This window comes from Leisingera sp. S132 (genome assembly GCF_025144465.1).
In the GTDB taxonomy this organism is placed as follows: Bacteria; Pseudomonadota; Alphaproteobacteria; order Rhodobacterales; family Rhodobacteraceae; genus Leisingera.
Genome location: NZ_CP083559.1, coordinates 43,411 through 69,639 on the forward strand (window position 1 = coordinate 43,411; position 26,229 = coordinate 69,639).

Annotated in this window: 19 protein-coding genes; 8 read left to right on the forward strand and 11 right to left on the reverse strand. The window is 67.3% G+C overall.

From position 1 onward, the window contains the following. Window positions 1–175: 175 nt before the first annotated feature. Both K3725_RS22260 and K3725_RS22265 read left to right on the forward strand, forming a co-directional pair. Window positions 176–1,969 carry a glycosyl transferase gene (locus K3725_RS22260; protein WP_260019196.1) on the forward strand — a complete coding sequence of 598 codons (1,794 nt, stop codon included), beginning with the start codon at window positions 176–178 and terminating at the stop codon, window positions 1,967–1,969. A gap of 31 nt (window positions 1,970–2,000) precedes the next feature. Then, window positions 2,001–3,029, forward strand: a complete 1,029-nt coding sequence (locus K3725_RS22265) for a hypothetical protein (RefSeq protein WP_260019197.1) — start codon at window positions 2,001–2,003, stop codon at window positions 3,027–3,029. A 3-nt stretch (window positions 3,030–3,032) separates the two neighbouring features. On the opposite strand, the gene K3725_RS22270 is transcribed toward K3725_RS22265, so the two are convergent. After that, window positions 3,033–3,686, reverse strand: a complete 654-nt coding sequence (locus K3725_RS22270; protein ID WP_260019198.1) for an ABC transporter ATP-binding protein — start codon at window positions 3,684–3,686, stop codon at window positions 3,033–3,035. A 38-nt stretch (window positions 3,687–3,724) separates the two neighbouring features. Continuing rightward, entirely contained in the window at window positions 3,725–5,197 is a 1,473-nt protein-coding gene (locus K3725_RS22275) for a sugar transporter (protein ID WP_260019199.1), read from the reverse strand. Window positions 5,198–5,287: 90 nt separating this feature from the next. Here K3725_RS22275 and K3725_RS22280 point away from each other — a divergent pair, with 90 nt between their 5' ends. Further along, entirely contained in the window at window positions 5,288–6,136 is an 849-nt protein-coding gene (locus K3725_RS22280) for an ABC transporter permease (RefSeq protein WP_260019200.1), read from the forward strand. Window positions 6,137–6,169: 33 nt separating this feature from the next. Here the strand turns inward: K3725_RS22280 and K3725_RS22285 are convergent, their stop codons facing one another. Then, window positions 6,170–7,282 carry a glycosyltransferase gene (locus K3725_RS22285; RefSeq protein WP_311202239.1) on the reverse strand — a complete coding sequence of 371 codons (1,113 nt, stop codon included), beginning with the start codon at window positions 7,280–7,282 and terminating at the stop codon, window positions 6,170–6,172. Between the two features lie 338 nt (window positions 7,283–7,620). Between K3725_RS22285 and K3725_RS22290 the strand changes: the two genes are divergently transcribed. Further along, window positions 7,621–8,949, forward strand: coding sequence for a UDP-glucose/GDP-mannose dehydrogenase family protein (locus K3725_RS22290; RefSeq protein WP_260019201.1), 1,329 nt, complete (start codon window positions 7,621–7,623; stop codon window positions 8,947–8,949). Window positions 8,950–9,122: 173 nt separating this feature from the next. On the opposite strand, the gene K3725_RS22295 is transcribed toward K3725_RS22290, so the two are convergent. Continuing rightward, window positions 9,123–10,304 carry a ParB N-terminal domain-containing protein gene (locus tag K3725_RS22295; RefSeq protein ID WP_260019202.1) on the reverse strand — a complete coding sequence of 394 codons (1,182 nt, stop codon included), beginning with the start codon at window positions 10,302–10,304 and terminating at the stop codon, window positions 9,123–9,125. A gap of 60 nt (window positions 10,305–10,364) precedes the next feature. Beyond that, window positions 10,365–11,774, reverse strand: coding sequence for an AAA family ATPase (locus tag K3725_RS22300; RefSeq protein ID WP_260019203.1), 1,410 nt, complete (start codon window positions 11,772–11,774; stop codon window positions 10,365–10,367). A gap of 485 nt (window positions 11,775–12,259) precedes the next feature. On the opposite strand from K3725_RS22300, the gene K3725_RS22305 reads away from it, so the two are divergent. After that, the gene (locus tag K3725_RS22305; protein WP_260019204.1) at window positions 12,260–13,282 is read left to right on the forward strand and encodes a replication initiator protein A; all 1,023 of its coding nucleotides are present in this window, start codon (window positions 12,260–12,262) and stop codon (window positions 13,280–13,282) included. 415 nt (window positions 13,283–13,697) lie between these two features. On the opposite strand, the gene K3725_RS22310 is transcribed toward K3725_RS22305, so the two are convergent. The 5 genes from K3725_RS22310 to K3725_RS22340 all read right to left on the reverse strand — a co-directional run bounded on the left by K3725_RS22310 (window position 13,698) and on the right by K3725_RS22340 (window position 21,371). After that, window positions 13,698–15,125 carry an HlyD family type I secretion periplasmic adaptor subunit gene (locus K3725_RS22310; RefSeq protein WP_260019205.1) on the reverse strand — a complete coding sequence of 476 codons (1,428 nt, stop codon included), beginning with the start codon at window positions 15,123–15,125 and terminating at the stop codon, window positions 13,698–13,700. Beyond that, window positions 15,122–16,882: a type I secretion system permease/ATPase gene (locus K3725_RS22315; RefSeq protein WP_260019119.1), complete on the reverse strand. Its 1,761-nt coding sequence runs from the start codon at window positions 16,880–16,882 to the stop codon at window positions 15,122–15,124. The genes K3725_RS22310 and K3725_RS22315 overlap by 4 nt, the downstream gene beginning before the upstream one ends. Window positions 16,883–17,072: 190 nt before the next feature. Further along, entirely contained in the window at window positions 17,073–19,397 is a 2,325-nt protein-coding gene (locus K3725_RS22320; RefSeq protein WP_311202238.1) for a calcium-binding protein, read from the reverse strand. Window positions 19,398–19,599: 202 nt separating this feature from the next. Next, the gene (locus tag K3725_RS22335) at window positions 19,600–20,352 is read right to left on the reverse strand and encodes a hypothetical protein (RefSeq protein ID WP_260019120.1); all 753 of its coding nucleotides are present in this window, start codon (window positions 20,350–20,352) and stop codon (window positions 19,600–19,602) included. Further along, the gene (locus K3725_RS22340) at window positions 20,349–21,371 is read right to left on the reverse strand and encodes a helix-turn-helix transcriptional regulator (protein ID WP_260019208.1); all 1,023 of its coding nucleotides are present in this window, start codon (window positions 21,369–21,371) and stop codon (window positions 20,349–20,351) included. Before K3725_RS22340 ends, K3725_RS22335 begins: the two co-directional genes overlap by 4 nt. Before the next feature lie 814 nt (window positions 21,372–22,185). Between K3725_RS22340 and K3725_RS22345 the strand changes: the two genes are divergently transcribed. Continuing rightward, window positions 22,186–22,803, forward strand: a complete 618-nt coding sequence (locus K3725_RS22345) for a response regulator transcription factor (RefSeq protein WP_260019121.1) — start codon at window positions 22,186–22,188, stop codon at window positions 22,801–22,803. Window positions 22,804–23,144: 341 nt separating this feature from the next. On the opposite strand, the gene K3725_RS22350 is transcribed toward K3725_RS22345, so the two are convergent. Continuing rightward, a complete protein-coding gene (locus tag K3725_RS22350; RefSeq protein ID WP_260019122.1) occupies window positions 23,145–24,386 on the reverse strand; it encodes a glycosyltransferase family 4 protein in 1,242 nt (413 codons plus the stop codon). Between the two features lie 137 nt (window positions 24,387–24,523). On the opposite strand from K3725_RS22350, the gene rfbC reads away from it, so the two are divergent. Continuing rightward, window positions 24,524–25,078: a dTDP-4-dehydrorhamnose 3,5-epimerase gene (gene rfbC, locus K3725_RS22355; RefSeq protein WP_260019123.1), complete on the forward strand. Its 555-nt coding sequence runs from the start codon at window positions 24,524–24,526 to the stop codon at window positions 25,076–25,078. A gap of 3 nt (window positions 25,079–25,081) precedes the next feature. Further along, window positions 25,082–26,134, forward strand: coding sequence for a dTDP-glucose 4,6-dehydratase (gene rfbB, locus K3725_RS22360; protein ID WP_260019124.1), 1,053 nt, complete (start codon window positions 25,082–25,084; stop codon window positions 26,132–26,134). Window positions 26,135–26,229 lie beyond the last annotated feature (95 nt).

Consider the following 26,229-nt stretch of genomic DNA (forward strand, 5'->3'; position numbering starts at 1 on the left):
GCTGGTTGCAGCCTGCTTAAAACGGAAAACCCCGTCCATGTCCAATTGCTGAGCCGCTGGCGCCCGGGGGACTGGAATTTGCGGCTGGAAATACCCCGGCAGATCGGGCAAAACCCGGACCACCCCCTCCGGCAGCCTCCTGCCGGGTCCGGTGGCAAAAAGGTCTCGTGCACATATGATTACCCTGCAAAACATCATTATTCCGGAACCGGAGATCTGTAGCGAGCATTCCCTCTATTACCATGAGCAGGGAGCCGCCGGTTTTTCCCGGAGCACCGGCAGCTTCTCCGTGCCGCGCAGCTCAAGACTCTGCTTCGACACGTATTTCAACCTGTTCAATCTGGCCATCTGGACAGCGGCCTGCGATCTGCAGTCGCTTTATGCTGAAGTCACCGGCCGCGGCCGCGCCGAGGTGCGCCTGGTGCATGCCCGCCCCGGGCGTTCCTGGGAGGTGGTCTATTGCGAAGTCGCCGAACTCAGCCCCGACTCCCCCCACCGGGCCGATCTGTCCGCCCTGGCAGCGGCGGGGCTGGACGGGCTTCTGTATCTGGAAATCCTGTCGCTGGATGAGCTGGTGACAATCGAAAGCGCCCGCTTTGCCATCGCAGAGATGCCGCAGGACCTGCCGCGGCTGGCGGTTTCCATCACCACCTTCCAGCGCGAGGCCGAGGTGCAGCGCACGGTCAGGCGGCTGCAGGAGTTTCTCGGCGGCTTTGCCTACGGCAACCGGATCCACGTGCAGGTGGTCGACAACGGCCAGAGCGCCGGGATTGAGGCGTCGCGCCACACCACGCCTTACCTGAACCGCAACCTGGGCGGTGCGGGCGGTTTTGCCCGCGGCCTGCTGGAGGCCGAGGACGGCGGCTTCAGCCATTGCCTGTTCATGGATGACGATGCCTCCTTCCACATGGAGAACATCCTGCGCGCCTATATGCTGCTGGCGCTGGCCCGCGACCCGCGCACCGCGCTGGCAGGCGCCATGATCAACAACACCCACAAATGGCGGATGTGGGAAAACGGCGCCTGGTTCGATGGGGCTTGCAGGCCGCTGTTCAACGGCACCGATCTGCGCGACCCGGCCGCCGTGCGCAAGATGGCATTTGCCGCTGCAGGCCCGCAGCCCGCCACCCTCTACGGCGGCTGGTGGTTCTTTGCCTTCCCGGTGGCACACGTGCGCCGCCACCCGTTCCCCTTCTTTGTGCGCGGCGACGACATCAGTTTCTCGCTGGCCAATGATTTCCGCATTGTCACCCTGAACGGCGTGGTCTCCTTCCAGGACGACTTCACCGAGAAGGAAAGCCCGCAGACCCTGTATCTGGACCTGCGCAACCACCTGATCCACCATCTGGTGTTCGACAAGCTGGAGCGCAGCGCGCTTGGCACCGCGAAAATCGCCATCCGCTTCATGATGCGCTCGATGCTGCGCTGCAAATACGACAGTGCCGAGGCCCAGCTCCTGGCCTGGCAGGACGTGATGCAGGGGCCGCAGTTCTTTGACGACAACATCGACATGTCGGCACGCCGCGCCGCCATCAAGGCGCTGGTCCGCGACGAGATCTGGCAGGATACCGCCAGCCAGCCGCTGCCGGGACGGGCCCGCTTCAGCCGCCTGCCCCGCCGCCTGCGGCACTATTTGGGGCTTTTGACGCTCAATGGCCACCTGCTGCCGTTCTGGACGCGCTTTGGCGACCGCATGCGGCTGGACATCAGCGGCCGCGGCCTTGTGTTCCCCGCCTTCGGCGGCGCCCGGCTCACCTATCTCAGCACCGATGGCAGCAAGGCCTACACCGTGCGCCACTCCAAGGCCCGCTTCTTCAGCCTGGCCTGGCGCATGACCAAGACGCTGCGGGCTTTCTGCAGCAGCTATCCGCAGCTCAGGGCCGCCTACCGCAAGGGCTACGGCGAGATGACGGCCCGTCCCTACTGGGAAAAGACCCTGAACCGCCCCGGAACGCGCGAGGCCGCGTGATCCGGCCCCGCCTCAAATCAGATGACCGCCCATGAGACTTGTCTGCCATATCGGCACCCCGAAGACCGCCTCGACCTTCCTGCAGAACAGCTTTGCCGCCAATGCCGCCTGGCTGCAGCGTCACGGCGTCCTCTATCCTGATCTGCTGTCGCGCGACGCCAACCACATCACCCTGTTCTACGCGGCCCATGAGGGGCTGCATGATTTTGCCCGCGGCCACGGGCTGCACAGCCGCGAAGACGTTTTGGAGTTCCGCCGCACGCTGCGCAAACAGCTGGAGCGGCAGGCCGCCAAGGCGCCGCCCGGCACCCATACCATGCTGGTGTCCTCGGAAAACCTGACCGGCAACCTGACCGGCCGGCCCGGCATTGCCAATCTGCGGGAGCTGTTCGGAGATCTGTTCAGCAGCATCGAGATCGTGGTCTACCTGCGCCGCCAGGATGACGCCATTCTCAGCATGTACGGCGAATACATGCGCCGCGGCTTCAACAGCATGACCTTTCCCCAGTTCGTGAAAGCCTGCCTGGGGCCGGACAGCCCGGCCCCCTATCTCTACTACCGGCGCCTGCTCAGCCTGTGGGCAGAGGTGTTCGGCCAGGAGGCGCTGAAGGTGCGTCTCTACAGCCGCAGCCATCTGGCGGGCGGCGATATCCTCGAGGATGTCATGCAGATCCTGTTCGGGGACGCCCTGCCGGATCTCTCTGCCCTGGCGCGCTCAACGCAGGACAACACCGGGCTGTCGGCGCCGGCGCTGGAATTCCTGCGCCGGATGCAGCCGCATATCCCGTTCCGCAAGGACGGGGCGGCCAACCCGGAGCGGGAGCGGCTGCTGGCGCGCATCAGCAGCCTGCCGGCCGCGCCGCGGCCGCGCATGGCCCCGGCCCGGTCGCAGCAGATCATGCAGCATTTCGCCCCCGCCAATGCCTGGGTCGCAGAGACCTTTTTCCCCGGCGCCCCCGCGCCGCTGTTTGCCGGCAGCAGCAGCCCAGGCCAGCCCGGCAACCTGGGCCGGATCTCGCTGGATCAATTCGCCGCTTTCAGCGCGCATCTGCTTGGTTAGAGCCTATTTCAGCTGCGCCTCATGCAGCGCGATGGCCTCTTCCAGGTCCTCGAAATAGCGCAGCTTGCCCTCCTCCAGCACCAGGCCCGCATCGCAGAACTGGCGCAGCTGCGGCATCGCGTGGTTGACCATGATGGCGCTGGCGGTCTTCATCCGCGCGGCAAAGACCTGCTGGCTCTTGCGGCGGAAGGCGGCGTCGCCCACCGCCGTCACCTCATCGACCAGATAGGTATCGAATCTGATTCCCATCGAGGCGCCGAAGGTCAGCCGCGAGCGCATGCCGGAGGAGTAGCTGCGCACCGGCATATGGTAAAACTTCCCGAGCTCTGAGAAGTTTTCGACAAATTTCACCAGCTCCGAGGTGTCCACCCCGTAGATCCGTGCAATGAACCGCACGTTCTCGGCGCCGGTCAGATCACCGTGGAACGAGGTGCCCAGCCCCACCGGCCAGGAGATGCTGCCATCGCTGACCACCCGCCCCGAATCAGGCCGCATGGTGCCCGCGATGATCTGCAGCAGCGTCGACTTGCCGGCCCCGTTGCGGCCCAGGAGCGCCAGCGACCTGCCCGCAGGCAGCGTCAGGGTCAGATCATCGATCACCACCTTGCGCTCGCCCTTGAGCCAGTAGCTCTTGGTCAGGTTCTCAAACCGGATCATTCCCCCGCCCCCTTGCGCCCTGCCCCTTGCGCAGCGTCTCAGCTGCGGTCGCGGACCGAGTAGTAAACCAGCGCCCCGACCGACCAGCTGAGCAGCAGGAACAGCCCGGCCAGCCCGCTCAGCATGAAGCGGCGCGGGTATTCGGCCTCATCGGCCAGCGTCGGCTTGATATAGGCGGCCAGATACAGGCTCTGGCGGGCGGCATCGTCGCGCGCCAGCTCCAGCGCCGTCAGCGCCGCGCGGTAGACCTCCTCGGCAAACTCCCGGTCCACCGTGAGCCGCTCGAACTCGGAGATCAGCGTCGGGTAATCCTCGCCCACCGCGCCGGTCTCGGTGCTGTCGGAGGCAAAGGCCTGGCGCTCGATATCGATGCGCTCGCGGATCACCCCGATCTTCTGCTGCGCCTTGTTCAGCCGCACGTCGCCCGCGGGCACGGAGCCGGCCAGCAGGTCGTATTCAATCAGCGCCTCGGCCAGCTGCTGCTGCAGGTTGTTCATCACCCCCATGCGGCCCTGGATGTCGGCCTCCGGGTCGACGATGCGGGTGCGGGTGCGGAACCGGGTCAGCGCCTCGCGCGCTTCCTTCAGCCGCTCCACCGCCTCCGCCAGATCGGCCTCGGCATAGCGCATCGCGTCAGTACGGGCCTGCTCGTTGAGCGCGTTGATGCGGGTCTGGCTTTCCTCGAGGATGGCGCGGGTGATGGCCTGCGCGGTCTGCGGATCATAGGCGGTGGCCTGCACCTCGATCAGGCCGGAGCTGCTGTCAAAGGCGATGCGGGCGATGCGCTGCCAGTACCAGGACAGATCCTCGGCGCTGGCGTCCGGCCACAGCGCAAAGGCCCAGTCGCTTGGCCAGGCCCGTGTGTAATGCGCCCGGAGCCCGACCCGCGCCTCCACCGCATTGACCATCTCCTGGCTCTGGATGAACTCATAAAGGATATCGCTGTCCGAGGCATTGGAGGTGCCGGTGAAGGCGGCCAGCCCGCCCAGGAGATCCTGGGCGCCGGAGTTCTCCTGGCTGCGCACGGTGAAGCCGGCGGTGGAGCCGTACTGGTCTTCGGCGATGGCAAACAGGTAGATGACCGCCGCCGCCAGCGGCAGCAGCACCGCCAGCATGAAGCTGGCAAGCAGCCCCCAGTGGCGCGGCTTCATCCGGGCCGGGCCGGCCACCGGATAGGCCTCGGTGCGGGCTGCGGCCAGCTCCGCGCGCACCTGCCGGGCTTCGGCCTCGGCCCGTTCCGCCCGCTCGCGCATCTGCTGCAGCGGCCACTTGCCGCCGGGACCGGGTCCCGGCTTTGCTCCCGGTTTCGCTCCGGGTTTGGCTCCGGGTTTCGCTCCGGGGCCGCCCGGCCCCGGTTTTGCGCCGCCGCCGGGTTTCAGGTTCTGCCTGGCTTGGCCCGCGCCGCCGTCCGTCAGATTCAGCCGGCGCCCGGGCCGGTCCTGGCTGTCCTTGCCGGTCCCGCCCTGCGGGCCGGAACTGCCGGCCTGGGCCGCCTGGCGTTTCTGTGTCATGAGTGGCCTGTCCTGCTGCACTGCTGTTTGTCACCGGCGTTGCTTTGCGCCATAGTACCGCCGCCGCACATGTAATCACAATGGGTATTCATGGCCAGCTTTCCTCCCGCTCCGGATGCCATCCCGGCCCCGCCGCCCGCCGCCGCTCCCGTCCCGGCCCGGCCCGCAGGGCACCGCCGCTTTGCCACCCTGCGCACGGTGGCGGCGCTGGTGCTGCGCGAGATGTCGACCCGCTACGGGCGCACCCCGGGCGGCTATATCTGGGCGGTGCTCGAGCCGCTGGCGGCGATCCTGTTCCTCGCGGTGGGCTTCTCGCTGGTGCTCCATACCCCGTCGCTGGGCACCAGCTTCCTGTTGTTCTACGCCACCGGCTATCTGCCGTTCAATCTCTATCAGTCGGTCTCGCTCACCGTGTCCCGGGCGATCAGCTTTTCGCATCCGCTGCTGCGGTTTCCCGCCGTCACCTGGGCCGATGCGGTGATTGCCCGCTTCCTGCTGAACAGCCTGACAGGGGTGCTGGTCACCCTGCTGCTGCTGGGCGGCATCCTCGCCGTCATCGACAGCCGGACGGTGCTGGAGCTGCCGCAGATGGCCGCGGCGCTGGGGCTGGCGATGCTGCTGGGGCTGGGCGTGGGCACGCTCAACTGCGTGCTGATGGGGCTCTATCCCTTGTGGGAGGTGATCTGGTCGATCGTCACCCGGCCGCTGTTTCTCGCCTCCGGCATCTTCTTTCTCTACGATGACATGCCGCCGCTGGCACAGGAGATCCTGTGGTACAATCCGCTGATCCACATCGCCGGGATCATGCGCGCGGGGGTCTACCCGACCTATACGCCGGCCTATGTGAACGTGCCCTTCGTGGTGCTCAGCAGCCTGGTGCTGCTGGCGCTGGGGATGGTGCTGCTGGGCCGGTTCCACCGGGTGATCCTGAACCGCTGAACCGCCGGGGCCCGGCGGCTGCGGCCCGCGGGCTCAGCCTTCGCCGGACAGCTGCAGCACCCTGGCATGGCGCACGCCGGTGCGGCGCAGCAGCCCGTCGCGCAGCGCATGGCCCATCAGCCGCAGAAAGACGCGGCGGCTGCCGCCATGCTGGCGCGCCTTCAAGAGCCATTTCGGCACGATCACCAGCAGCACCGGCCAGAACAGCCAGCCCGCCGCCATCCGGTACAGAAGCAAGAGGTTGCGGTGGTAGTAATAGGCCTTCCACAGCGGCACGAAGCGGCCGCGCTGCGCCGCCGCCGCCTGCTGCGGCTCCGCGCCGCCGCCTGCCTTCGTGGCGCGGAAGGTCGACAGGTCATGCTCAAAACGCACCGAGGGCTCAAAGCCGATCCGCCCGCCTGCCTTGGTCAGCCCCAGGGTATAGATCCCGTCATCGCCATAGATGAACAGCTCCGGATCCGGAAAACCGGTGCGCCGCACCGCATCCGCGGAGATGAAGAAGCCGACAAAAGAGGTGACATCGATCTGCATCCCCGGCCCCTGGTAATCCGCGGGCTGCACATGAAAGCCGGAGCGGCCGCCGCCCAGAAGCGTGCGCAGGAACTCGCGGGCGTGCCAGAACGGGTTGCGCGAGGGGCGGTTCATCTCGCAGATGCGGCCGTCGGGGAAATAGACCGCCGCCGCCACCGCGTCCCAGCCGCCTTCGGGCTGCCGGTGCATGGCCAGCCCGTGAAAGGCCGCCAGCCCGCCCGGGGCGGGCCGGCCGTCATCATCCATCACCACCAGCCAGTCGGGGCCATGGGCCTCCATCGCCCGGCGCATGCCCATCTCAAAGCCGCCGGCGCCGCCGCGGTTGCCGGCGCTGGTGCAGATGTCCAGCCTGGGATCCTGCTGCGCCGCCAGCCATGCGCCGGTGCCGTCGGAAGAGGCATTGTCGGCCACCACCACCGCCGCCAGCTCATCCGGGGGGCTTTCCAGCAGCCGCGCCAGCGTCGCCTTGAGCTTCCCGAGCCGGTTGTGGGTCACCACCACCGCCACCAGCCGCCCGGCCGCCGCCGGGCCGGCTGCCGGATTTGCGGCCAGGTTTGCTGCCTGTGCGGGGCGCTCCGCCGGGGGGGCGCTGCTGGTTGCGTCTGCTGCCGTCAAAGGGGGCTCCCTGCCTGTGAAGTGACTCTGCTGCCGGTTCCGGCCCGAAAACTCATAATTCCCCGATGCTGTCAAATCCTTTACCGCCCCGGCGGCGCCCCGCCGCCGCCGCAAACCCGGAGGGTATTTAGGTCCGCTTCGGACCAAATGTTTCGCGCGCGAAACATTTGGTCCGAAGCGGACCTTTTCTCATCAGACACTCTTGCAAGCCTGCTGCCAGCCCCCGCAGGCCCGGTAAAAAACCGGTTCCCGCCCTGTCCGGCGCCGTATATCCTTCTAATCTCAGAATAAGGCGGCTGCACAACCGCCGCCAAAGGGGATTGGGGAAAGGGCATTCCATGCGCATTGCGATGATTGGCACCGGCTATGTCGGACTGGTGTCCGGCGTCTGTTTTTCGGATTTCGGCCATGATGTGGTCTGTGTCGACAAGGACGCGCAGAAAATCGCGCGGCTGAACCGGGGCGAGGTGCCGATCTACGAGCCGGGCCTCGATCAGTTGATGGAGAAGAACGTGAAGGCGGGGCGGCTCAGCTTCACCGATGACCTGGCGGCGGCGGTGGACGGCGCCGAGGCGGTGTTCATCGCGGTCGGCACCCCGACCCGGCGCGGCGACGGCCATGCGGATCTGACTTACGTGATGGCGGCGGCGGAGGAGATCGCCGGGGCGCTGACGGGCTATGCGGTGGTGGTGACCAAATCCACCGTGCCGGTGGGCACCAACCGGCAGGTGAAACAGGTGATCGCCAAGGCCAATCCCAAGGCCGAGTTCGATGTCGCCTCCAACCCCGAGTTCCTGCGCGAAGGCGCCGCGATCGAGGATTTCATGAAACCCGACCGGGTGGTGGTCGGCGTCCAGAACGAGCGCGCGGCAGAGGTGATGGCGGATATCTACCGACCGCTTTATCTGCGCGACTTCCCGATCCTGACCACCGATCTGGAATCGGCGGAGCTGATCAAATACGCGGCCAACGCCTTCCTCGCCGCCAAGATCACCTTCATCAATGAAATCGCGGGCCTCTGCGAGCGGGTCGGGGCGGACGTCAAGGAGGTCTCCCGCGGCATCGGCTTTGACGGGCGGATCGGCAACAAGTTCCTGCACGCAGGGCCGGGCTATGGCGGGTCGTGCTTCCCCAAGGACACCGCGGCGCTGGCGCGGATCGGCCAGGACCATGCCTTCCCGCTGCGCATCACCGAGACCGTGATGCGGGTGAATGACGAGGTGAAGCACCGGATGGTGGAGAAGCTGCGCGATGCCTGCGGCGGATCCTTCAACGGCAAGACCATCGCCGTCCTCGGCGTCACCTTCAAACCCAATACCGACGACATGCGCGACGCACCGAGCCTGACCATCGTGCCCGCCCTGGTGGGCGGCGGCGCCAGGGTGCGGGTGGTGGACCCGCAGGGCCGGGCCGAGGGCGAAGCGCTCCTGCCCGGGGTCAAATGGGAGGACGATCCCTACAAGGCGGCGCAGAACGCGGATCTGGTGGTGCTGCTCACCGAGTGGAACGAGTTCCGGGCGCTGGACCTGAAGAAGCTGGCGCGCAGGATGGAGGTGCCGCGGATGGCGGACCTGCGCAATATCTACTCGCCCAAATCCGCCAAACGGGCCGGGTTCGAGACCTATGTGGCGGTGGGCCGCGGCCAGATGAACGGCACCGCGAAATAGGTCCGGTCCGGACCAAATGTTTCGCGCGCGAAACATTTGGTCAATCATGCTGACCTGAATAGACTCTCCCGCGCGGGCTGATATCAGACGCTAAAAAGGGCTTTTCGAACGAAAAGCCCTTTTGCCTGCGGCGCGGGTATTTGGGGAAAGATGAAAGACCGGACAGGCTCTGATCAGAGCTTTTTCAGCCAGGCCTCCAGCGCCTTCACCAGCGCGGCGCTGACCGCCTCGCCGCTGATTTCGATCTTCTGCTCGCCGGGGGTATAGGCCAGCCGCACGCCGCGGCGGGGGGCTGGCAGGATGATCCGCTCGCCCGGCATGGCAGCGTCCCAGTCGCCCGCGCCGCGCACCCGCGGGCCGCTGACCAGCGGCGGCACCGGGGATGCCGGGGGCTGGGCGTGTTGCGCATCCCGGCCTGCATTCCGTTCCTTGGCCTGTGCCGCCAGTTGTTCTAGGGTCGGCGGGGCAGGGGGCACATCAGGCTCTAACTTGTGCATTTCAGCCGCCTGCTCCTCCACCAGACGGGTCAGCACCGCCAGCTCTGCCTCCGGGGTGGAGCGGTCCGCGGCCTGCAGCGCGGCGGTGGCGCGTTCGGCAAAACCTTCATCCGCCTCGATCGCCCGCACCAATGCCAGGCCCAGCTTTTCGCTGATGGCGGTGGGGTAGAACAGCACCGCGTCCAGCGCCTCGACCAGGGTGACGAAGCTGCCGATCTTGGAGCGCTTGGCGCGGGTCGCATTGCCGAACAGCGCCTGCAGCGCGTATTTGCGGCGGGTGAAGACGCCTTCCTTATAGGCGCGCACCGCGATCCGGGCGCGCTCGTAATGGGACAGGTTCACCCGGATCTCGTTTTCTTCGACCATCGCCACATAAGCGCCTTCGGCGCTGTCCGGGTGGATCACCAGCGCCTTCAGCGTGGCGAATTGCGGGTCTGAAGTCTCTTCATAGAGCCTGCGAAGCGCGGTCAGGCGGCGCCAGCCGGAGATCAGCCCGTGAGTGCGGGTGCCGAAGGTATCCTCCAGCGGCACCACCTCGGCCGGGGTCTGCTGGCCGCGGGCACGGATCGAGTCCATGAGCGATTGCAGCTCTTCCTCGTCCTGCTCGATGCGGTCGCGCACCAGGTGGTTTTCGTCGATCGCCGCCAGCGGCAGTTCCTCGATCATCAGCCCCTTGGCGCGGGCGTTTTCCAGCACCCCCGACAGTTCCTGCAGCGCCGCCTGGGCGGACGCATCCGAGGCCACCTGGGCAATCGGCGCGGCCCCCACACTGGACGGGCCGCCAAGCGCAGGCCTGCCGGATGGCGCCGCTGTCAGGTAATCGCTTTGCGCCGGGGAAAGCCGTTTGCGTTTTGCCATGGTCCTCGTGCCTCTTTCCGGGTGGGGCGGTCAGACTACCCCAAATCTCTTGTTAGGGCCTTAGCCCGCCGCGCGCTGTTCGGCCTCTTGATGCAACACCTCGCGCCGCCAGACGCCGATCAAGAGCTTCTTGAAGGCGGCATAGGTCTCGTCAAAGGTCTCGCGGCCTCTCGCATAGGTCTCGCGGTTGAAGTCGCGGTAGTCGGCCTCGTAGATGCCGCTCACCTGCTCGCCGGCCTGGCCAATGAGCGCGGTGAAATCCTGCTTATGGGGCGACAGCACCCGGCCCATATAGGCCTGCATCAGCGCCGCCAGTTCGCCCTGCTGGGCGCCATCGTAGCGGGTGATCACCGCGCGCACCGCATCCCATTCGAAACTGAGGCCGGGCCGGCCCAGGGCGCGGGCGGCCAGATTCTCGCCCTCCTCGATGCTGGCAAAGGTGGAATGCAGCATGTCAAAGAAGCGCCCCGTGGAGTCGAACTCCAGGAAGGACGCGCCCATCGGCACCAGGAGGATGTCGGCGGCGCTGAGCCCGTTGATGGTCAGGTAGCCAAGGGCAGGCGGCGTGTCGATGAAGATCACGTCGTACTGGTCCAGGACCCCGTCGGCCTCCAGCCGCTCCGTCAGCGCATCCCACAGTTTCCAGCTGCGCGCCGCCATCCGCCAGACCGGGATCTGGAACTCCGCCCAGTAGAGGTTCAGCTGGGCGCCGATCAGGTCGATATTGGGCCAGTGGGTGGTCTGGATGACGTCTGCCGCCGTCATCTCCATCGCCGCATCCAGCGCCTCATCCAGCGGCTGCGGGGCGTCGCCGCGGTCGAGCCGGCGCTGGTTCTCCAGCCGCAGATGTTCGCCGTAGTGGCGCGCCAGCAGCGGGAAGGCGGTCTGCCATTCATCCTCCACCTTGCCGCCGAAGATCGAGGTCATGGAGCCCTGGCTGTCCAGATCGATCACCAGCACCCTGTAGCCGTCGAGCGCCGCCGACATCGCCAGATGGGCGGCAGTGGAGGTCTTGCCGACGCCGCCCTTGAAGTTGGCCACCGCCACCATCTTGGCGGGCAGCCCTGCGGGGCGGTAGGGGGTGTAATCCTTGGCCTTGGATCCTTGGGCGGCAAAGAAGGCGCGCAGGCGCAGCACCTCGTCCAGGGTGAACCACTTGGCGCCGCCCTCGGTCTCGGAGCGGCCCTGGGGCAGATCGGGGTTGGCCTTCAGCACCCGGCGGAAATGGGCCTGGGCGACCGGGATCAGATAGCGGGTGATCTCCCAGGTGGAGAACAGGCGCAGCTCCTTGCGGCCTTCCTCATTGAGACCCCGGCTGGCGAGGTCGGCGCGCCCTTGCGCGCAGGCCGCGGCAATCCCGGCAAAGCCCGCGGTGCTGGTGGGGGCGTCCAGCTCCGCCAATGCCGCGTCCGGGTCGATGCTGAAATAGGGGGGGAGGCTGCTGCCTGCCTTGTGGATATCTCTGGCCATGAGGATCTGCCTGCTGTCCTTGGACCTCTGCGGTCCAGCTCATGTGAAGTGCGGTCTTGTCTGCTCTGCAGCCCTGATGTGCTGCCTTTTGGCCAGAATACCCAAAAACACGGCACATGGAAGAAAAATGCGCATCCCCTTTGGTTTTTCTAAGCAAATCCGGCGGTTGCGGCAGGGGAAAGCGGGGGTGTTCCAGGGCGTGCAAAAAAATCTGCCCTGTTAAATATGGGTTATTTATTAGTTACAGGGAGAGCGTGACTCGCGCAAAGCCCTTTTTTCATGGAGGATCCGGGCTGATTTTGGCAGAGGCGTGACTCTGAAACCCCGTTGAAATGACTCCGAACCCCCGATCCAACGATTCCGAACCCCCGTTGCGGCAGGGTGTGGATAACCCTAGGGTGAGTGTAATCAAAACCACGATAAAACGAGTCGCGGACCGGGGCAGAAGATTCCGGCGGGCGGCTGAGCAGACGGCGGACAGGCAGATGGCAGCAGAGCTGACGGCGGGAGCGATTCCGCCAGAAGGGCAGGGGGATTTTTTCCTCTGCGATATCTTCGGGGCGATTCCCAAGAACGACCTGGCGTCGATGGAGCATCCGCTGTTCAGCTTGGGCACCCGGCCGGACCGGCGCATTCTGAACTACCAGCACAACGGCGCCGAGATCACCGTGACGCCCTCGGTCAAGGGGCTGGCGACGATCCACGACAAGGACATCCTGATCTTCTGCATCAGCCAGCTGATGGCGGCGCTGAATGCCGGCCGCCAGGTGAGCCGGGTGCTGCATCTGAAGGCGCATGACCTGCTTGTCGCCTGCAACCGCGAAACCTCCGGCGATGCCTACCGGCGGCTGCGCGAGGCGTTCGAGCGGCTCGCAGGCACCCGCATCACCACCAATATCGTCACCGGCGGCCAGGAGGTGACCACCGGCTTCGGCCTGATCGAGAAATGGGAGATCGTGCGGAAGGCGCCGGCCGGCAGGAAGGGTGCGGGCAAGATGGTCAGCGTGGCGGTGACGCTGTCGGACTGGCTCTACCGGGCGGTGCTGTCGAAATCGGTGCTGACGCTCAGCCGCGATTACTTCCGGCTGCGCAAACCCCTGGAGCGGCGGATTTATGAACTCGCGCGCAAGCATTGCGGGCGGCAGAACAGCTGGCAGGTCTCGGTGGAGACCTTGCTGAAGAAATCCGGCTCCGCCAGCCCGCGCCGGGTGTTCCGCAAGATGATCCGCGACATGATCGACGCGCAGCCCTTGCCCGATTACGCGCTGGAGGAGCTGGAGGGCGACGTGATCCGCTTCAGCCAGAAAAACGCGGTCACCGAGGCGGTGCTGAATGCGCCGCAGCTGAAGCCGCAGACGCTGGAGGAGGCGCGGGCGCTGATCCCGGGCGCGGATGCCTATGCGCTGGAGGCGGAATGGCGCGCCATGTGGGTGCGCTCCGGCGCGCCGCGGCTCAGGATGCCGGATGCGGCGTTCCTGGGCTGGGTCCGCAAGCGCGCGGCGGAATAGGCGGCGGGCGGCCCCCCCCCCTGGCCCCCCTTGGGCCTCCGGGGTTTCATCTTTCCATAAATACTCATTTTGCCGGGGGCCGCAGGCCGCCGCCCTTGCTTGGGCAGCGGGCCTTTCGCCTCTCCGGAAAGGTCAGCATGATTGACCAAATGTTTCGCGCGCGAAACATTTGGTCCGGTCCGGACCTTTTTTCAGAAACATGTGCGGAGGGTTTCCGGCCCCCCGCCCCCCGGCAGCTAACAGGCCCGCGCCCGGCCTTGCGGCGGGTGCGGGCCTGGCAGGCAGCCGGCCCTTCCCCCCTGGGCTGCTGCCTTGTCTCAAAGCCGTCTCAAAGCTGTCTCAAGGGTGTCTCCCCCCGTCTTTCAGCCCGTCTTTCAGCCCGTCTTTCAGTCCCGCCTTGCGCGGGCCCCCGGTTTCAGCCGCTGCCCTCCTTGAGGGCGCCGGACATGCTTTGCAGCACCGGGCTGATCAGATAGTCGGCCAGGGTCTGGCGGCCGGTCTCGATCATTGCCTGGGCCGGCATGCCGGGCAGCGCCCTGACATTGGGCAGGGCGGCAAGCTCGGCCTCATCGATGCGGATATGCACCGGGTAATAGGGCTGGCCGCCGGCCGTGTCGGTGGTGCTGCCGGCCGCGACCATCACCACTTCGCCCCGCACCGGCGGGGTGGAGCGGAAGCTGTAGGCGGTCAGCTGCACCCGTGCCTGGCTGCCCATCGCAACCTCGTCGATATCGGCCACCGCAACCTTGGTTTCCACCAGGAGGCCGGTGCCTGCGGGCATCAGCTCCAGGATGGTCTGGCCCGGTTCCACCACCTGGCCCAGGGTGTTGATCGCCAGCCCGACCACCCGGCCGTCCTGCGGCGCATGGATGGTCAGCCGCTCGGCCACGTCGCCGATCGCATCCAGCCGCTGGCGCAGGTCCAGGATCTGCTCCTGCACCTCCTGGCTTTCGGCGGCGATCCGGGCGGCCTGGTCGCGCCCGGCCTGCAGCTGCCGTTCCTTCATCTCGCCGATCCGCTCCAGCACGTTGCCGCGGTCGCTTTCCAGCGCGCCGAGGGTGCCCAGCAGGCCGCTCTGCTGCATCTGCCGGTCGCTGATCCGCGCCTTCGGCACCAGCCCCTTCTCATAGAGGCCGGAGAGATCCGCCAGCTCTGCCTGCACCAGCGCCAGCTGTTCTTCGGTGGCCTGGATGCGGGCATCGCGGCCCTCAAGCTGGTCGCCCAGCTGGCTGATGCGGGTGCGGATGATTTCCATCTGGCCCTCGTAAAGCGCCCGGTTGGAGGCCAGCAGGTCGTGCTGCACCGCCACCAGCTGCGCCAGGTCCGGCGCCCGGGCGGTGAGCGCCTGCAGTTCCGCTCCCGGCTGCAGGGTGCCGCTGTCCGCCAGTTCGGCCTGCAGCCGCGCCTGCTGCGCCAGGAGGCTGGCCAGCTGGCCGTTCAGGATCGCCAGCTGCGCCTGCACCCGGCGGCCGTCGAGCCGGGCAATCACCGCGCCGGCGCTGACCTGCTGGCCCTCCGTCACGTTCAGCTCGCGCAGGATGCCGCCCTCCAGGTGCTGCACCGCCAGCCGGTCGCCGGCCACGTTGAATTCGCCGGGCGCCACCACCGCGCTGGTCAGCTCGGCCTGGGTGGCCCAGAACACCAGGCCGCCGAACAGGCCGAAGCCGCAGACAACCATCCACAGCACCAGCTGGCGCACCCGGGTCGGCGGGCGTTTGGGCAGCGGCACATCCTGGCCGGCCAGGGCCGGCATCTGGTCGCGGAAGCCGCCCGGAGCCGCGCTCTGCACCGCTGCGCGGGCGGCCTCTGCGGCGCTGCGGGTCTCATTGTCCAGCAGGTTCATGCGCTTGCTCCCCGTGTGTCTTTACCCCGTGTGTCTTCAGCCTGTGTGTCTGCTCCCCGGCCCGGGCCGCCCTGGCTGTTGCGGTGGCGGAAGGGAGCGATCTTAGGGTCGCCGGAATGCGCCTGCGGCCGGGCCAGCGGCTGCGCCGCGGCCTCGATCACGTGGCGGGCCTCGCCGAAGCGGATGACGCGGCCCTCCTGCAAGAGCGCCGCGTGGCTGACCCGGCGCAAGAGGCTGAGCCGGTGGGTCACCGCCACCACGGTGGCGCCGCGGGCGCAGGCTTCCTCGATGGCGGTGGCCAGCGCCTCTTCGCCCTCGGGGTCGAGATTGGCGTTGGGCTCATCCAGCACAATCAGCTTGCGGCTGCCGAAGAAGGCGCGCGCCAGGCCGATGCGCTGGCGCTGGCCCGCGGACAGGAACTCGCCGCGCGGGCCCACTTCGGCGTTGTAGCCGCCGGGCAGCGCCAGGATCATTTCATGCACCTGGGCCAGCTTGGCGGCGGCCACCACGTCAGAGGGCCGGGCGCCCGGGTCCATCAGGGCGATGTTTTCCGCCACCGTGCCCTGGAACAGTTCCACCCGCTGCGGCAGGAAGCCGACATACTGGCCGATCTGCGCCGGATCCCAGTCGCTGAGCGCGGCATCGTCGATGCGGATATGGCCGCGCACCAGCGGCTGCAGGCCGGCCAGCGCATGGGCCAATGTGGTCTTGCCCGCCCCGGACGGGCCGATCAGCCCCAGCGACTGGCCCGGCTTCAGGTCAAAGGAAATGTCCAGCAGCAGCGGATCCGGGCGGCCCGGCAGCACCACGGTGGCGCCTTCCACCGAAATCCGGCCTTCCGGCTCGGGCAGTTCCAGCCGCTCCGGCGCGTCATCGAGATGGGCCAGGAACTGGTTGAGCCGCGCCTGCGCGCCGCGCGCGGCCAGAAAGGCGCGCCAGCCGGCAATCGACTGCTCCACCGGCGCCGCGGCGCGGCCCAGCAGGATCGAGGCGGCAATCATCAGCCCCGGGGTCAGCTCATTGCTGATCACCAGCATCACGCCGACGGCCAGAACCGCGATCTGCAGCCCCATGCGCACCGCCTTGGCCAGCGAGGTGATCAGCGCCACCCGGTCGGTGGCGAGCGTGTTGAACACCAGCGCCGAAAACGCCTTGAGCTGCCAGCGCGCGATCAGCGGCGCGGTCTTGCCCATGGCGTGGATCAGGCCTGCGTTCTGCATCATTTCCGCCACTGCGGCATTGGTCTCGGCGGCCTGTTTGGTGGCCTCCTCCGCCGGTTCGCGGGCGGCCATTTCATTGAGCAGCGCCAGGGCGAACAGCAAGGCGATGCCGGTCAGCGCCACCAGGCCCAGAACCGGGCTGAACATGAAGATCAGCGCCAGGAAGATCACCGACCAGGGCGCGTCCAGCAGGGCCAGGAACAGCGGGCTGGTGACAAAGCCGCGCAGATCCTGGATGTCGCGGATGGGCTCTGCGCGGGCCAGCCCCGGCGGCATCCGGCCGCCGATCATGCCGCCCAGCACGGCGGGGCTGAGCCGCGCCTCGAGCCGGGATCCGAGCCGCGCCACCAGGCGCTGGCGGATCATGTCGAAGAGAAAGAAGAACACCAGCGCGATACAGGCGCCGGTGGTCAGGGCTATCAGGGTTGGAATGCTGCCCGAGGCCATGACCCGGGCAAACAATTGCAGCATGTAGAGCGGCGCTGTCAGGATGAGAAGGTTCACAAAGATGCTTGCAGTGAAGATGGCGGCAAGCACGCCCCGTTGACCGTCAAAAACCCGTCTTACCTTCATTGTCGTAGCCCCCCGGCTGCACGCGTTGAAGTTATGAATTCTGGAGAACAGCGCCCTGGTCCAAGGATGCAATCCTTGGCCGGGGACCAAATCGCTGTCCTGAACCAGGGCTGGACGGGCCCGGGGTTGCCCCCGGGCCCGCCGTTCCTATGGCTCAGAGAGCGTGACCCCAGATGTTGGAGTAGCTGTCGTCAAAGCCGTTGTCGGACGTCAGCACCCGGATCGCCTCGTAGGAGCCCGCATCGCCGGTGGTCACGGCATTGATGCCGACGCCGCCGATCGGGATGGCGTCCTGGCCCAGCGAGGTGAACGGTGCGGCATTGCCGGTCAGGCCGAGGATGTCGACGCTGGAGCCGCCCACCGAGATGCTGGTGTCGGTGCCGTCGTCGGTCACGGTGGCCGCCGCATTCAGGGCGCCGAAGGCATCCTGTGCAGAGGTGCCGAGGCCGGCGCCGGTATTGGTGACACGGTACAGCAGCACATCGTGGTCCTGATCGATGTCGAAGTCTGTGAAGGTGTCGCTGCCGTCATTGGACGAGAAGGTGGCACCATCCCAGGTCAGGTCGATGATGAAGACATCCTTGCCGTTGCCGCCGGCCATGATGTCGTCGCCTTCGCCGCCCTTCAGGTAGTCGTTGCCGTTGCCGGCGCCGCCATAGAGACGGTCGTTGCCGGTGCCGCCATCCAGGAAGTCGTTGCCGCGGCCGCCGTCGAGGCGGTCGTTGCCTTCCTCGCCATAGAGGCAGTCAGCGCCGTTGCCGCCGTTCAGGTAGTCGTTGTGGCGCCCGCCTTCCAGCACGTCGTTGCCGTTGCCGCCATAGAGCAGGTCGCGGCCGTCGTTGCCGTCCAGGAAGTCATTGCCGTCCTGGCCGCAGACCGTGTCGTTGCCATTGCCGCCGGACGCGACGTCATCGCCGTCCCAGCCCTTGATCAGGTCATCGCCGTCGCCGCCGAACATTTTGTCGTCGCCGGTGCCGCCGAAGATGCTGTCATCGCCATTCTGGCCGAACAGGTAGTCGTCATCTGCGCCGCCGTAGATCTTGTCGTCGCCGATGTCGCCCTTGATGGTGTCGCGGCCAGCATCGCCATAGAGGCAGTCGTCATCGGCATCGCCATCGATGTAGTCGTTGCCGTTGCCGCCGCGGATGCTGTCGTTGCCGTCGCCGCCATGCAGGTGGTCGCCGCCGCGCTCGCCGTAGATGGCGTCGTGGCCGCCTTCGCCGAACACGGTGTCATTGCCGGAGCCGCCGCGGATCACGTCGTTGCCGTCCGGGCCGTAATCGACCGGCTCGTAGCAGTCCGGGCAATCGACCGGCTTCAGGCCGTTGCTGGCATGCAGGGCCTGGACATCGCCGCCGTCATCGTCGTCGCAGCAGCTCCAGTCGATTTTATACTTGTGGTACTCATCGCCCAGATTGTAGCTGCGGTCGCCGAAGATCAGGTCGCCCTGGGCGCCGCCTTCCAGCACGTCGTTGCCGGAACCGCCGCGCATGGTGTCGCGCCCGGCGCCGCCGTTGACGTCGTCGTTGCCGGAGCCGCCGCCCATCAGGTCGTTGCCGCGGCCGCCCTGCATCAGGTCGTCGTCCTGCTCGCCGAACATGGTGTCGTTGCCGCCCTGGCCGTCCATGGTGTCGTTGCCGGTGCCGCCGAGCATGCAGTCATCGCCATCGACCTGCTGGGTCTTGTTGCCGGTGCCGCTGTCGGAGCCGAAGTCCAGATCATCGTTCTGCGAGGCGCGTTCGTCGCCGAACATCTCGTCATCGCCGGAGCCGCCGATCACCAGGTCGTCGCCGAGGCCGCCGGCCATCCGGTCGTTGCCGCCCTGGCCGTTCATCCGGTCATCGCCGCCGCGGCCGTACATGGTGTCGTCGCCGTCCGCGCGGGTCTCGCCGGACTGGCCCATGTCGCCCCACATCCAGTCGTCGCCGCCTTCACCGTCCATGCAGTCGTCGCCGAGCTCGCCATAGAGGTAGTCGCCGTCGTCGCCGTCGGTTTCGTCGCCGTTGCCGTCATCGCCGAAGATGTGGTCGTCGCCGTTGCCGCCGAACACGGTGTCCTGCTCGGCGCCGCCCAGCAGGGTGTCATTGCCGTTCTCGCCGTCGATGTAATCGCAGCCTTCCTCGCCGTCGATCCAGTCGTCGCCGTCATCGGTCTGGCCGGTGGTGTTGCCGCCGAACAGCCAGTCGTTGCCGGTGCCGCCGAGAATGGCGTCGTCGCCGCCGCGGCCTTCGATGTAGTCCTGGCCTTCCTCGCCGTGCAGCCGGTTGTTGCGGTCGTTGCCGTAGACCGCGTCATCGCCGTTGCCGGCCTGGGCGTTGTCGGCGGCATTGTGGTCGTTGAGATCGATCACATTGCCGTCGGTGCCGCCATGCTCCCAGGCGCCATTGTTGTAATTGGGATCGAACTTGTCATCGCTGAATTCGATTTCGCAGTCCGGGTTGCAGACTTGCCAGTCGGTATTTCCGGTTGGAGTACCCATGGTAACTTTCCTCCTCGTTAACGGTGCGGGGCGGGGCAGCAGAAGGCTGCCCGGGTCCGTGCCCCTGCCGGTGCCGCGGTTCTGGATCCTGATCCGGATCCGGCGGCGGCCGGCGCGAAAAAGGCAGCGTGGTGCCTTCTAAGGGTATTGCAGCGCATCCATGCTGCGGCCGATGCCCCCAAATGGGGACAAAATGCCCATGTCAGAAGGCGGGCAGCTGCCAGCCGGCCCGGGCGGCGAGATCCGCCGCCGCTGTCAGAAGCGGCGCATGCCAGAAGACCCCTGCCGCCAGCGCCGCCGCGGCCAGGGCCAGCGCCGCCAGCGCGCCGCGCCAGCGCCGCCGCGGTTTCGGGGCGGCCTGGGCCAGCGCCTCAGCCAGCGCCGCCTTCAGGACCGGTTCGAACTCGATCCTGAGCGCGCCTTCCATCCGGTTCACCGCGTCCTCCAGCTGATCGATGCGGGCGGTCAGCGCGGCGCGGTCGGCGGCGGCCTTCTGCGCGGCCTGCGCGCCCAGCCCCTCGTTGAGGGTGGCGAACAGCCCGACGATGCGCTTGTGCAGCTCCACCAGGTCGGCCTGGGCGGCCAGCGGCACCTCGCCCTCGCGCAGCACATTGGCGATCTGCGCCAGCACCGCGGCGCTCAGCCGCGGCGGCTGCGCCGGCGCGTCCTGAGGGCTTGCCTGCTGGGGCGGTGCCGCCTGGGAAGGGGCCTGCGGGCCCGCGGTGCCGCGGGCGCCTGCGGGCTGCGGCGGCACCGGAGCCGCCGGGTCTGCCTGGGCCTGGTCAGCCTGCGGCTGTGCGGCCTGCGGCGCTGCCGGCCGCTGTTGCGCGGCCTGCGGCTGTGCATCCTGCGGCTGTGCGTCCTGTGCCGGGCGGTTTTGCGCGGCGGCCGGGACGGCCGGGGCAGCGGGAGCGGGCGGGCCCTGGAACGGCGTGTCGAGCGATAACGTGTTCATGACGCTCTCCCCACCGAGGCCTGCCAGGTCAGCCGCTGCGCCATCTCGGCGCGGCCCGGGGCCTGCAGCTTGGCCAGCACCCGCTTGGCATAGGTGTTGAAGGTCTGCTCCTTGAGGCCGGCGATACGCGCTGCCTCGCGGTTGGAGAGCCCGAGCTGAATGAGCGCCGCCACCCGCGCTTCGGCCGGCGACAGGCCCATCTTCTGGGCCAGCATCTCGATGCGGCGGCGGTCGGGCTGGCGCGGCAGGATCGCCACCACCAGCGGCTGATCGGCGCCGCAGCGGTGGCGGGTCAGCGAGACCGGCAGCCGCATGCCGCTCTTGCGGTCCTCCAGGAACAGGATCAGCTCGCGCGGGGGCTGGCCGGGCTGGCCGGGCTGGCCGGGCCGGGCGGAGGCGGCCGCGCCGCCGCGGCGCGCGCGGGCGCATTCGGCGACGGCGGCGTAAAAGCCTGCGGTCTCGCCCGGGCGGGCGCAGCAGAGGCGGCCGGAGCGGTCGCTCAGCAGGTCGCCGCCATCGAGCATGTCGCGCGCCGATTCATTGCAGTGCAGGAGCGCGCCTTCGGCGTTGAGCACCAGCACCGCGCTGTCGGTCTTCTTGGCGACGGTCCACAAGAGCGCGCTGGTCACCGCGGCCTGGGTTTCGCCGGACAGCTCGCGCAGGGCATCCTCGCGCAGCACCGGCCAGATCGCCTTGAGGATGTCGCCGCAATGGCTGTCATGCGGGCCGCCGCCGAGCTGCAGCGCGATCAGATCCTCGCTGCCGTCCTCGAAGGCGCAGGAGAACAGCGCCCAGCCGCGCCCGGCGGCCAGGTCCCGGACCAGATCCGGGTCCAGATGCTGCGGCAGCCGGGCCGCCAGCGCCTGCGCCGCGGCACCGCCCGGGCGCCGCGGCTGCAATGCCCTGGCAGCGCCGGGATGCAGCTGGCGCCGCAGCGCCGCCGCGGCGGTGCCGGATCCGGCGGCCCCCAGGGCGGCATCGCTGGTCAGCACCGGTGCCGTGCGGTGTCCCGGCTGCACCAGCGCCAATTGTGTCAGAGAAGATATTTGCCTTTGCAGAGCCTTAGAAAACAATAACCTGTCCGTTCGGGAAACGGACGCACCCAACATAACCATGTTGCCCCCCGGCATGACATAATGAATGTCTTGAGGGTAGCACGCCGCCAGCAGGGTCAAACCGGGCAGAGGGGGTACGCCAAAGGCAGGGCGGCGCGGGCGGCGGCAGGCAAATTACCACCATGGGGGTAGCTGCAGGGGGCAGACCGGGCGAATCGCTGAAACCCAAGGTTGTTTTGATGGTGAGAGTGAAAATCTTAAAATTGCAGAAACCGGGTTGGAAACACAGCGTTTCCGCTTTGGACACACTGCCAAGGGGGGAGCGCCGCCCGGGCGGATCGCGTGGAAAAACAGCCGGGTAGGGGCGAAGGCCCGGCCCGGGGCGCGGGCGGGCGGGCAAAAAGCACTGCGCCGGGAGGGGAAGTTTCTTAACAATAAAGGATAGATTCGCTACGGTTTATCCACAGCAATGCGCATCAGAAGTGTTTCAAGGCCTGTGCGCGCGGCCTGGCCCGGGGTGTTTTTCCCGGGCGTGTTCTGTATTTATCACGATCCGGAAACGGCGGCGCGGGGGTGCTGCCGGGACCCAGGCAGCAGCAAGCAGGCAGTATATGTTCCGGGGGGCGGCAGCGCATTGCCAGCCCGGCGGTCTGCGGGGGCAGGCGCGCCATAAATGCACGCTCCAGGGGGACGGGCCGGATCAGGGATCCGGCATGTTACGAGTAAAGGAGTTTTTATGCCTGTTCACGTTGTGGGGGAAAGCAGGCTTCTCAGGGACATGTTTCTGACCATCTGTGAAGCAAACGACTATGAGACCGGGCGCTGCTGCGGCGCCCTGGCGGAGTTGCCGCCGCTGAGCGCACAGGACATGGTGCTGTGCTACAGCCATGCCGCGGGCGCAGAGCTGCAGGAGGAGCTGCAGGCCTTCCGCATCCGCAACAGCGCGGTGCCGCTGATCCTGATCACCGGCGACGGCTGCCCGGTCTCCGCCCAGCGGCAGCTCAGCCGCTATGCCGAGGCGGTGATCCCGGAGCGCAAATCGGCCGGCGCGCTGATCGCGGCGCTGCAGGTGGTGCAGGACGGCTACCGCATCGTGCTGTCCGGGCCGCCGGAGACGCGGAGCGGAGCGGAGCCGGAGCCGCCGGCCGGGGCGGCGGCGCAAGGGGGGGACGCGCCTGCCCGGCCGCAGCACGGGCTGTCGGAGCGCGAGCAGCTGATCCTGGCCAAGCTCACGGAGGGCGCCACCAACAAGAGCATCGCCAACGAGCTGGGGATCTGCGAGGCGACGGTGAAAGTGCATCTGCGCACCTGCTTCCGCAAGATCGGCGCCAAGAACCGGACCCAGGCCGCGCTCTGGGCCTCCGGGCAGCTGCCGCCGCAGATGCAGCGCCACTGACCGCGCGCGGCCCGGGATCGGGCCCGGGAGCAGCCGCAAGACCAGGCACAGGGACGGTACGGACAGGCACAAAAGGACAGGCACAAAAGGACAGGCGCCCGGGCCCGGCAAGGGCCGCAGGCGCTGCTTGCCGGATGCGGGCGGGGCCGGGGCCCGCCGCATCCGGCCGGTGCGCAAACGGTTTCAGAAAACTGTTGCCAGGGCTTGAGGCGGAACCGGCGGAAATGGCCTGCACAGAGCCTGATCTGCCGTGCCTCCGGCTGCAGTTTTTTCCTCCGTGCCTCCGGCTGGATCTTTATTTTCCGCGCCTCCGGCTACAGTTTTATCCTCCGTGCCTCCGGCTAGATCTTGATTCTCCGTGCCTCCGGCACGAGCGCATTGATCCGGGCGATATGCTCCGGCAGGCAGCGGGTCAGGAAATCGTATTTCTCCACCGTATGGGCGCGGGCGGCTGCGCCGATACGGGCATAGTCTCCGGGATTGGCCAGCACATCGGAAACCTGGTCCGCCAGTGCCTCCGGGCTGAAGAAATCGACCAGCAGCCCGGTCTCGCCATGGGTGATCGCCTCGCGCACCGGCTCGACATCCGCCGCCACCACCGTCGCCTGCATCGCCATCGATTCCAGCAAGGACCAGCTGAGCACGAAAGGCATCGTCAGATAGATGTGGCAGCGGCTGATCTGGATGATCCGGGTCAGATCGTCATACGGCACCTTGCCGAGGAAATGCACCCGGCTCCAGTCGACGCTATCGCCCAGCTCATCCTCCATCTCGCCGCGCAATCCGCCGGGGTGCTTGCTCTCGGCGCCATAGGAGGTCTCGCTGCCGCCGATCATCAGGATGCGGGCATTGGGGCGGGCCGCCTGGATCCGCGGCAGCGCGCGCATCATGACATGGAAGCCGCGGGCGCGCTCCATGTTGCGGGCAATATAAGTCACCACCTCGTCGGCGCGGGTGAGCGGCCTCTCCAGCCGCCCCAGGCTGACCGAGGCGCCGGGATCGGGGCCCAGCCGGTCGGTGCGGATGCCGTCATGGCACAGATACATGCGGTCATGGAAACTGGCCGGAAACCGGTCGCGCTGCCAGGCGGTGGGCACATGGCCGAGGTCGACCTGCTCGATGCTGGCGTAAGGAACAGTGTTGCGCGCCTCGGCAAAGAAATGGGCCTGGTCGTTGGCAGGGTTTTCGGGGTCAAACCCGACCAGCCCGCCGGTGGTGCGGTAGAAATACTCGAAGAAGCCGATCACCGGCACGTCCGGATAGGGGTCCTTCATGAACAAAAGCTCGCCCCAGCCGGTGTGGCCGATGATGATGTCGGGGGTGAAGCCCTGCGCCTTCAGCTCGCGCGCTGCCAGCGCCGCGCCGAGGCCGGTGCCGGACGCCGCCTCCCAGTCCCTGGAGAGGCCGAAGGCATCCTTGGCGGGGGTGCGGAAGGGCTTGTAGGCCACGGTCCTGATGCCCGGCAGCTGCACGTCCCGGCGCTGGGTCAGAAAGACGATCTCATGGCCGCCCTGCGCGGCCAGCCAGGGGGCCAGCTCGCGGTACTGGCCGGGCATGTTCTGATGCACAAACAAAATCTTCATGAGGCATGCTTGCCGGGGCGGGGCAGGGGATGCAAGCGCGGGCGCGCGGCGGGCGGAGTTCTGCCCCGGCTGTTGCCCTGCCGCCAGCGCGGGGCTAGGAGTGGGCGCAGATTTGGATGCGATGATGCGAGGACGGAATGCAGGTTGAGGACACAGGTCTGCCGGGGCTGAAGGTGCTGACTCCGGCGCGGTTCGGCGATGCGCGGGGGTTCTTCAGCGAAAGCTGGAACAAGCGGCGGATGCAGGAGGCCGGGATCGATCTGGATTTCGTGCAGGACAACCATTCGGTCTCGGCGGAGACCGGCACCCTGCGGGGGTTGCATTTCCAGGCGCCGCCCCATGCCCAGGACAAGCTGGTGCGCTGCGGCCAGGGCGCGCTGTTTGATGTGGCGGTGGATATCCGCAAGGGGTCGCCGTCTTACGGCCAGTGGTTTGGCATCGAGCTCAGTGCGGAAAACGGCAAGCAGGTGCTGGTGCCCAAGGGCTTCCTGCACGGGTTTATCACCCGGGTGCCCGGTACCGAGGTGGTCTATAAATGCACCGATTACTACGCGCCGGAGTGTGATGGCGCGGTGGCCTGGGACAGCTGCGGCATTGACTGGGGGTTTGACGGCAGCCCGGTGCTCAGCGGAAAAGACGCCGCGGCGCCGGCCCTCGCGGATTTCGACAGCCCCTTTGTCTGGGAAGGATAAGATATGAAGCTTCTTGTGACCGGCGGCGCCGGCTTTATCGGATCGGCGGTGGTGCGGCTGGCCATCGCCCGCGGCCATCAGGTGGTGAACCTCGATGCGCTCACCTATGCCGCCTGCCTGGACAATGTGGCAGAGGCGGCCCAAAGCCCGGACTATGCGTTTGAGCAGTGCGATATCCGCGACCGCGCCGCATTAGACACTGTTTTTGAGCGCCATGCCCCGGATGCGGTGATGCATCTGGCGGCCGAAAGCCATGTGGACCGCTCGATCGACGGGCCGGGCGATTTCATCGAGACCAATATCACCGGCACCTTCAACATGCTGGAGGCGGCCCGCAAGTACTGGATGCAGGCGGGCAAGCCCGAAGCCTTCCGCTTCCACCATATCTCGACGGACGAGGTCTACGGCTCTCTGCCTGCCGACCCGTCGGTGCAGTTTACTGAGGAGACATCCTACGATCCGCGCTCGCCCTATTCGGCCAGCAAGGCCGCCAGCGACCATCTGGTGCGGGCCTGGGCCGAGACCTACGGGCTGCCGGTGGTGCTGACCAACTGCTCCAACAACTACGGGCCCTATCACTTCCCCGAAAAGCTCATTCCGGTGGTGATCCTGAATGCGCTGGCGGGCAAGGCGCTGCCGATCTACGGCGACGGCTCCAACGTGCGCGACTGGCTCTATGTCGAAGACCACGCCGATGCCCTCCTTTTGGTGGTGCAGCAGGGCGCGTTGGGCCGCTCCTACAATATCGGCGGCGAGAACGAGCGGTCGAACCTGGAGCTGGTGAACACGCTGTGCGGCATCCTGGACCAGAAGCGCCCGCGCGCAGACGGCAAGTCCTACAAGGACCAGATCACCTTTGTCACCGACCGCCCGGGCCATGACGCGCGCTATGCCATCGATCCCAGCCGCATCCGCGAGGAGCTGGGCTGGCGCCCCTCGGTGACGGTGGAGGAAGGGCTGGAGAAAACCGTGCAGTGGTATCTGGACAACGAACCCTGGTGGCGCGCCCTGCAGGACCGGGACGGGGTTGGCCAGCGGCTGGGCACCGGCAAGTGAAGGCGGATATGCCGCTGAGGGCTGCTTCCGGCCGCGGGTGGGGGAGAAGCCCCCGCCCGGGGGGGCGGCCGGGGGCTGCCCGGCGATGCCGCCGG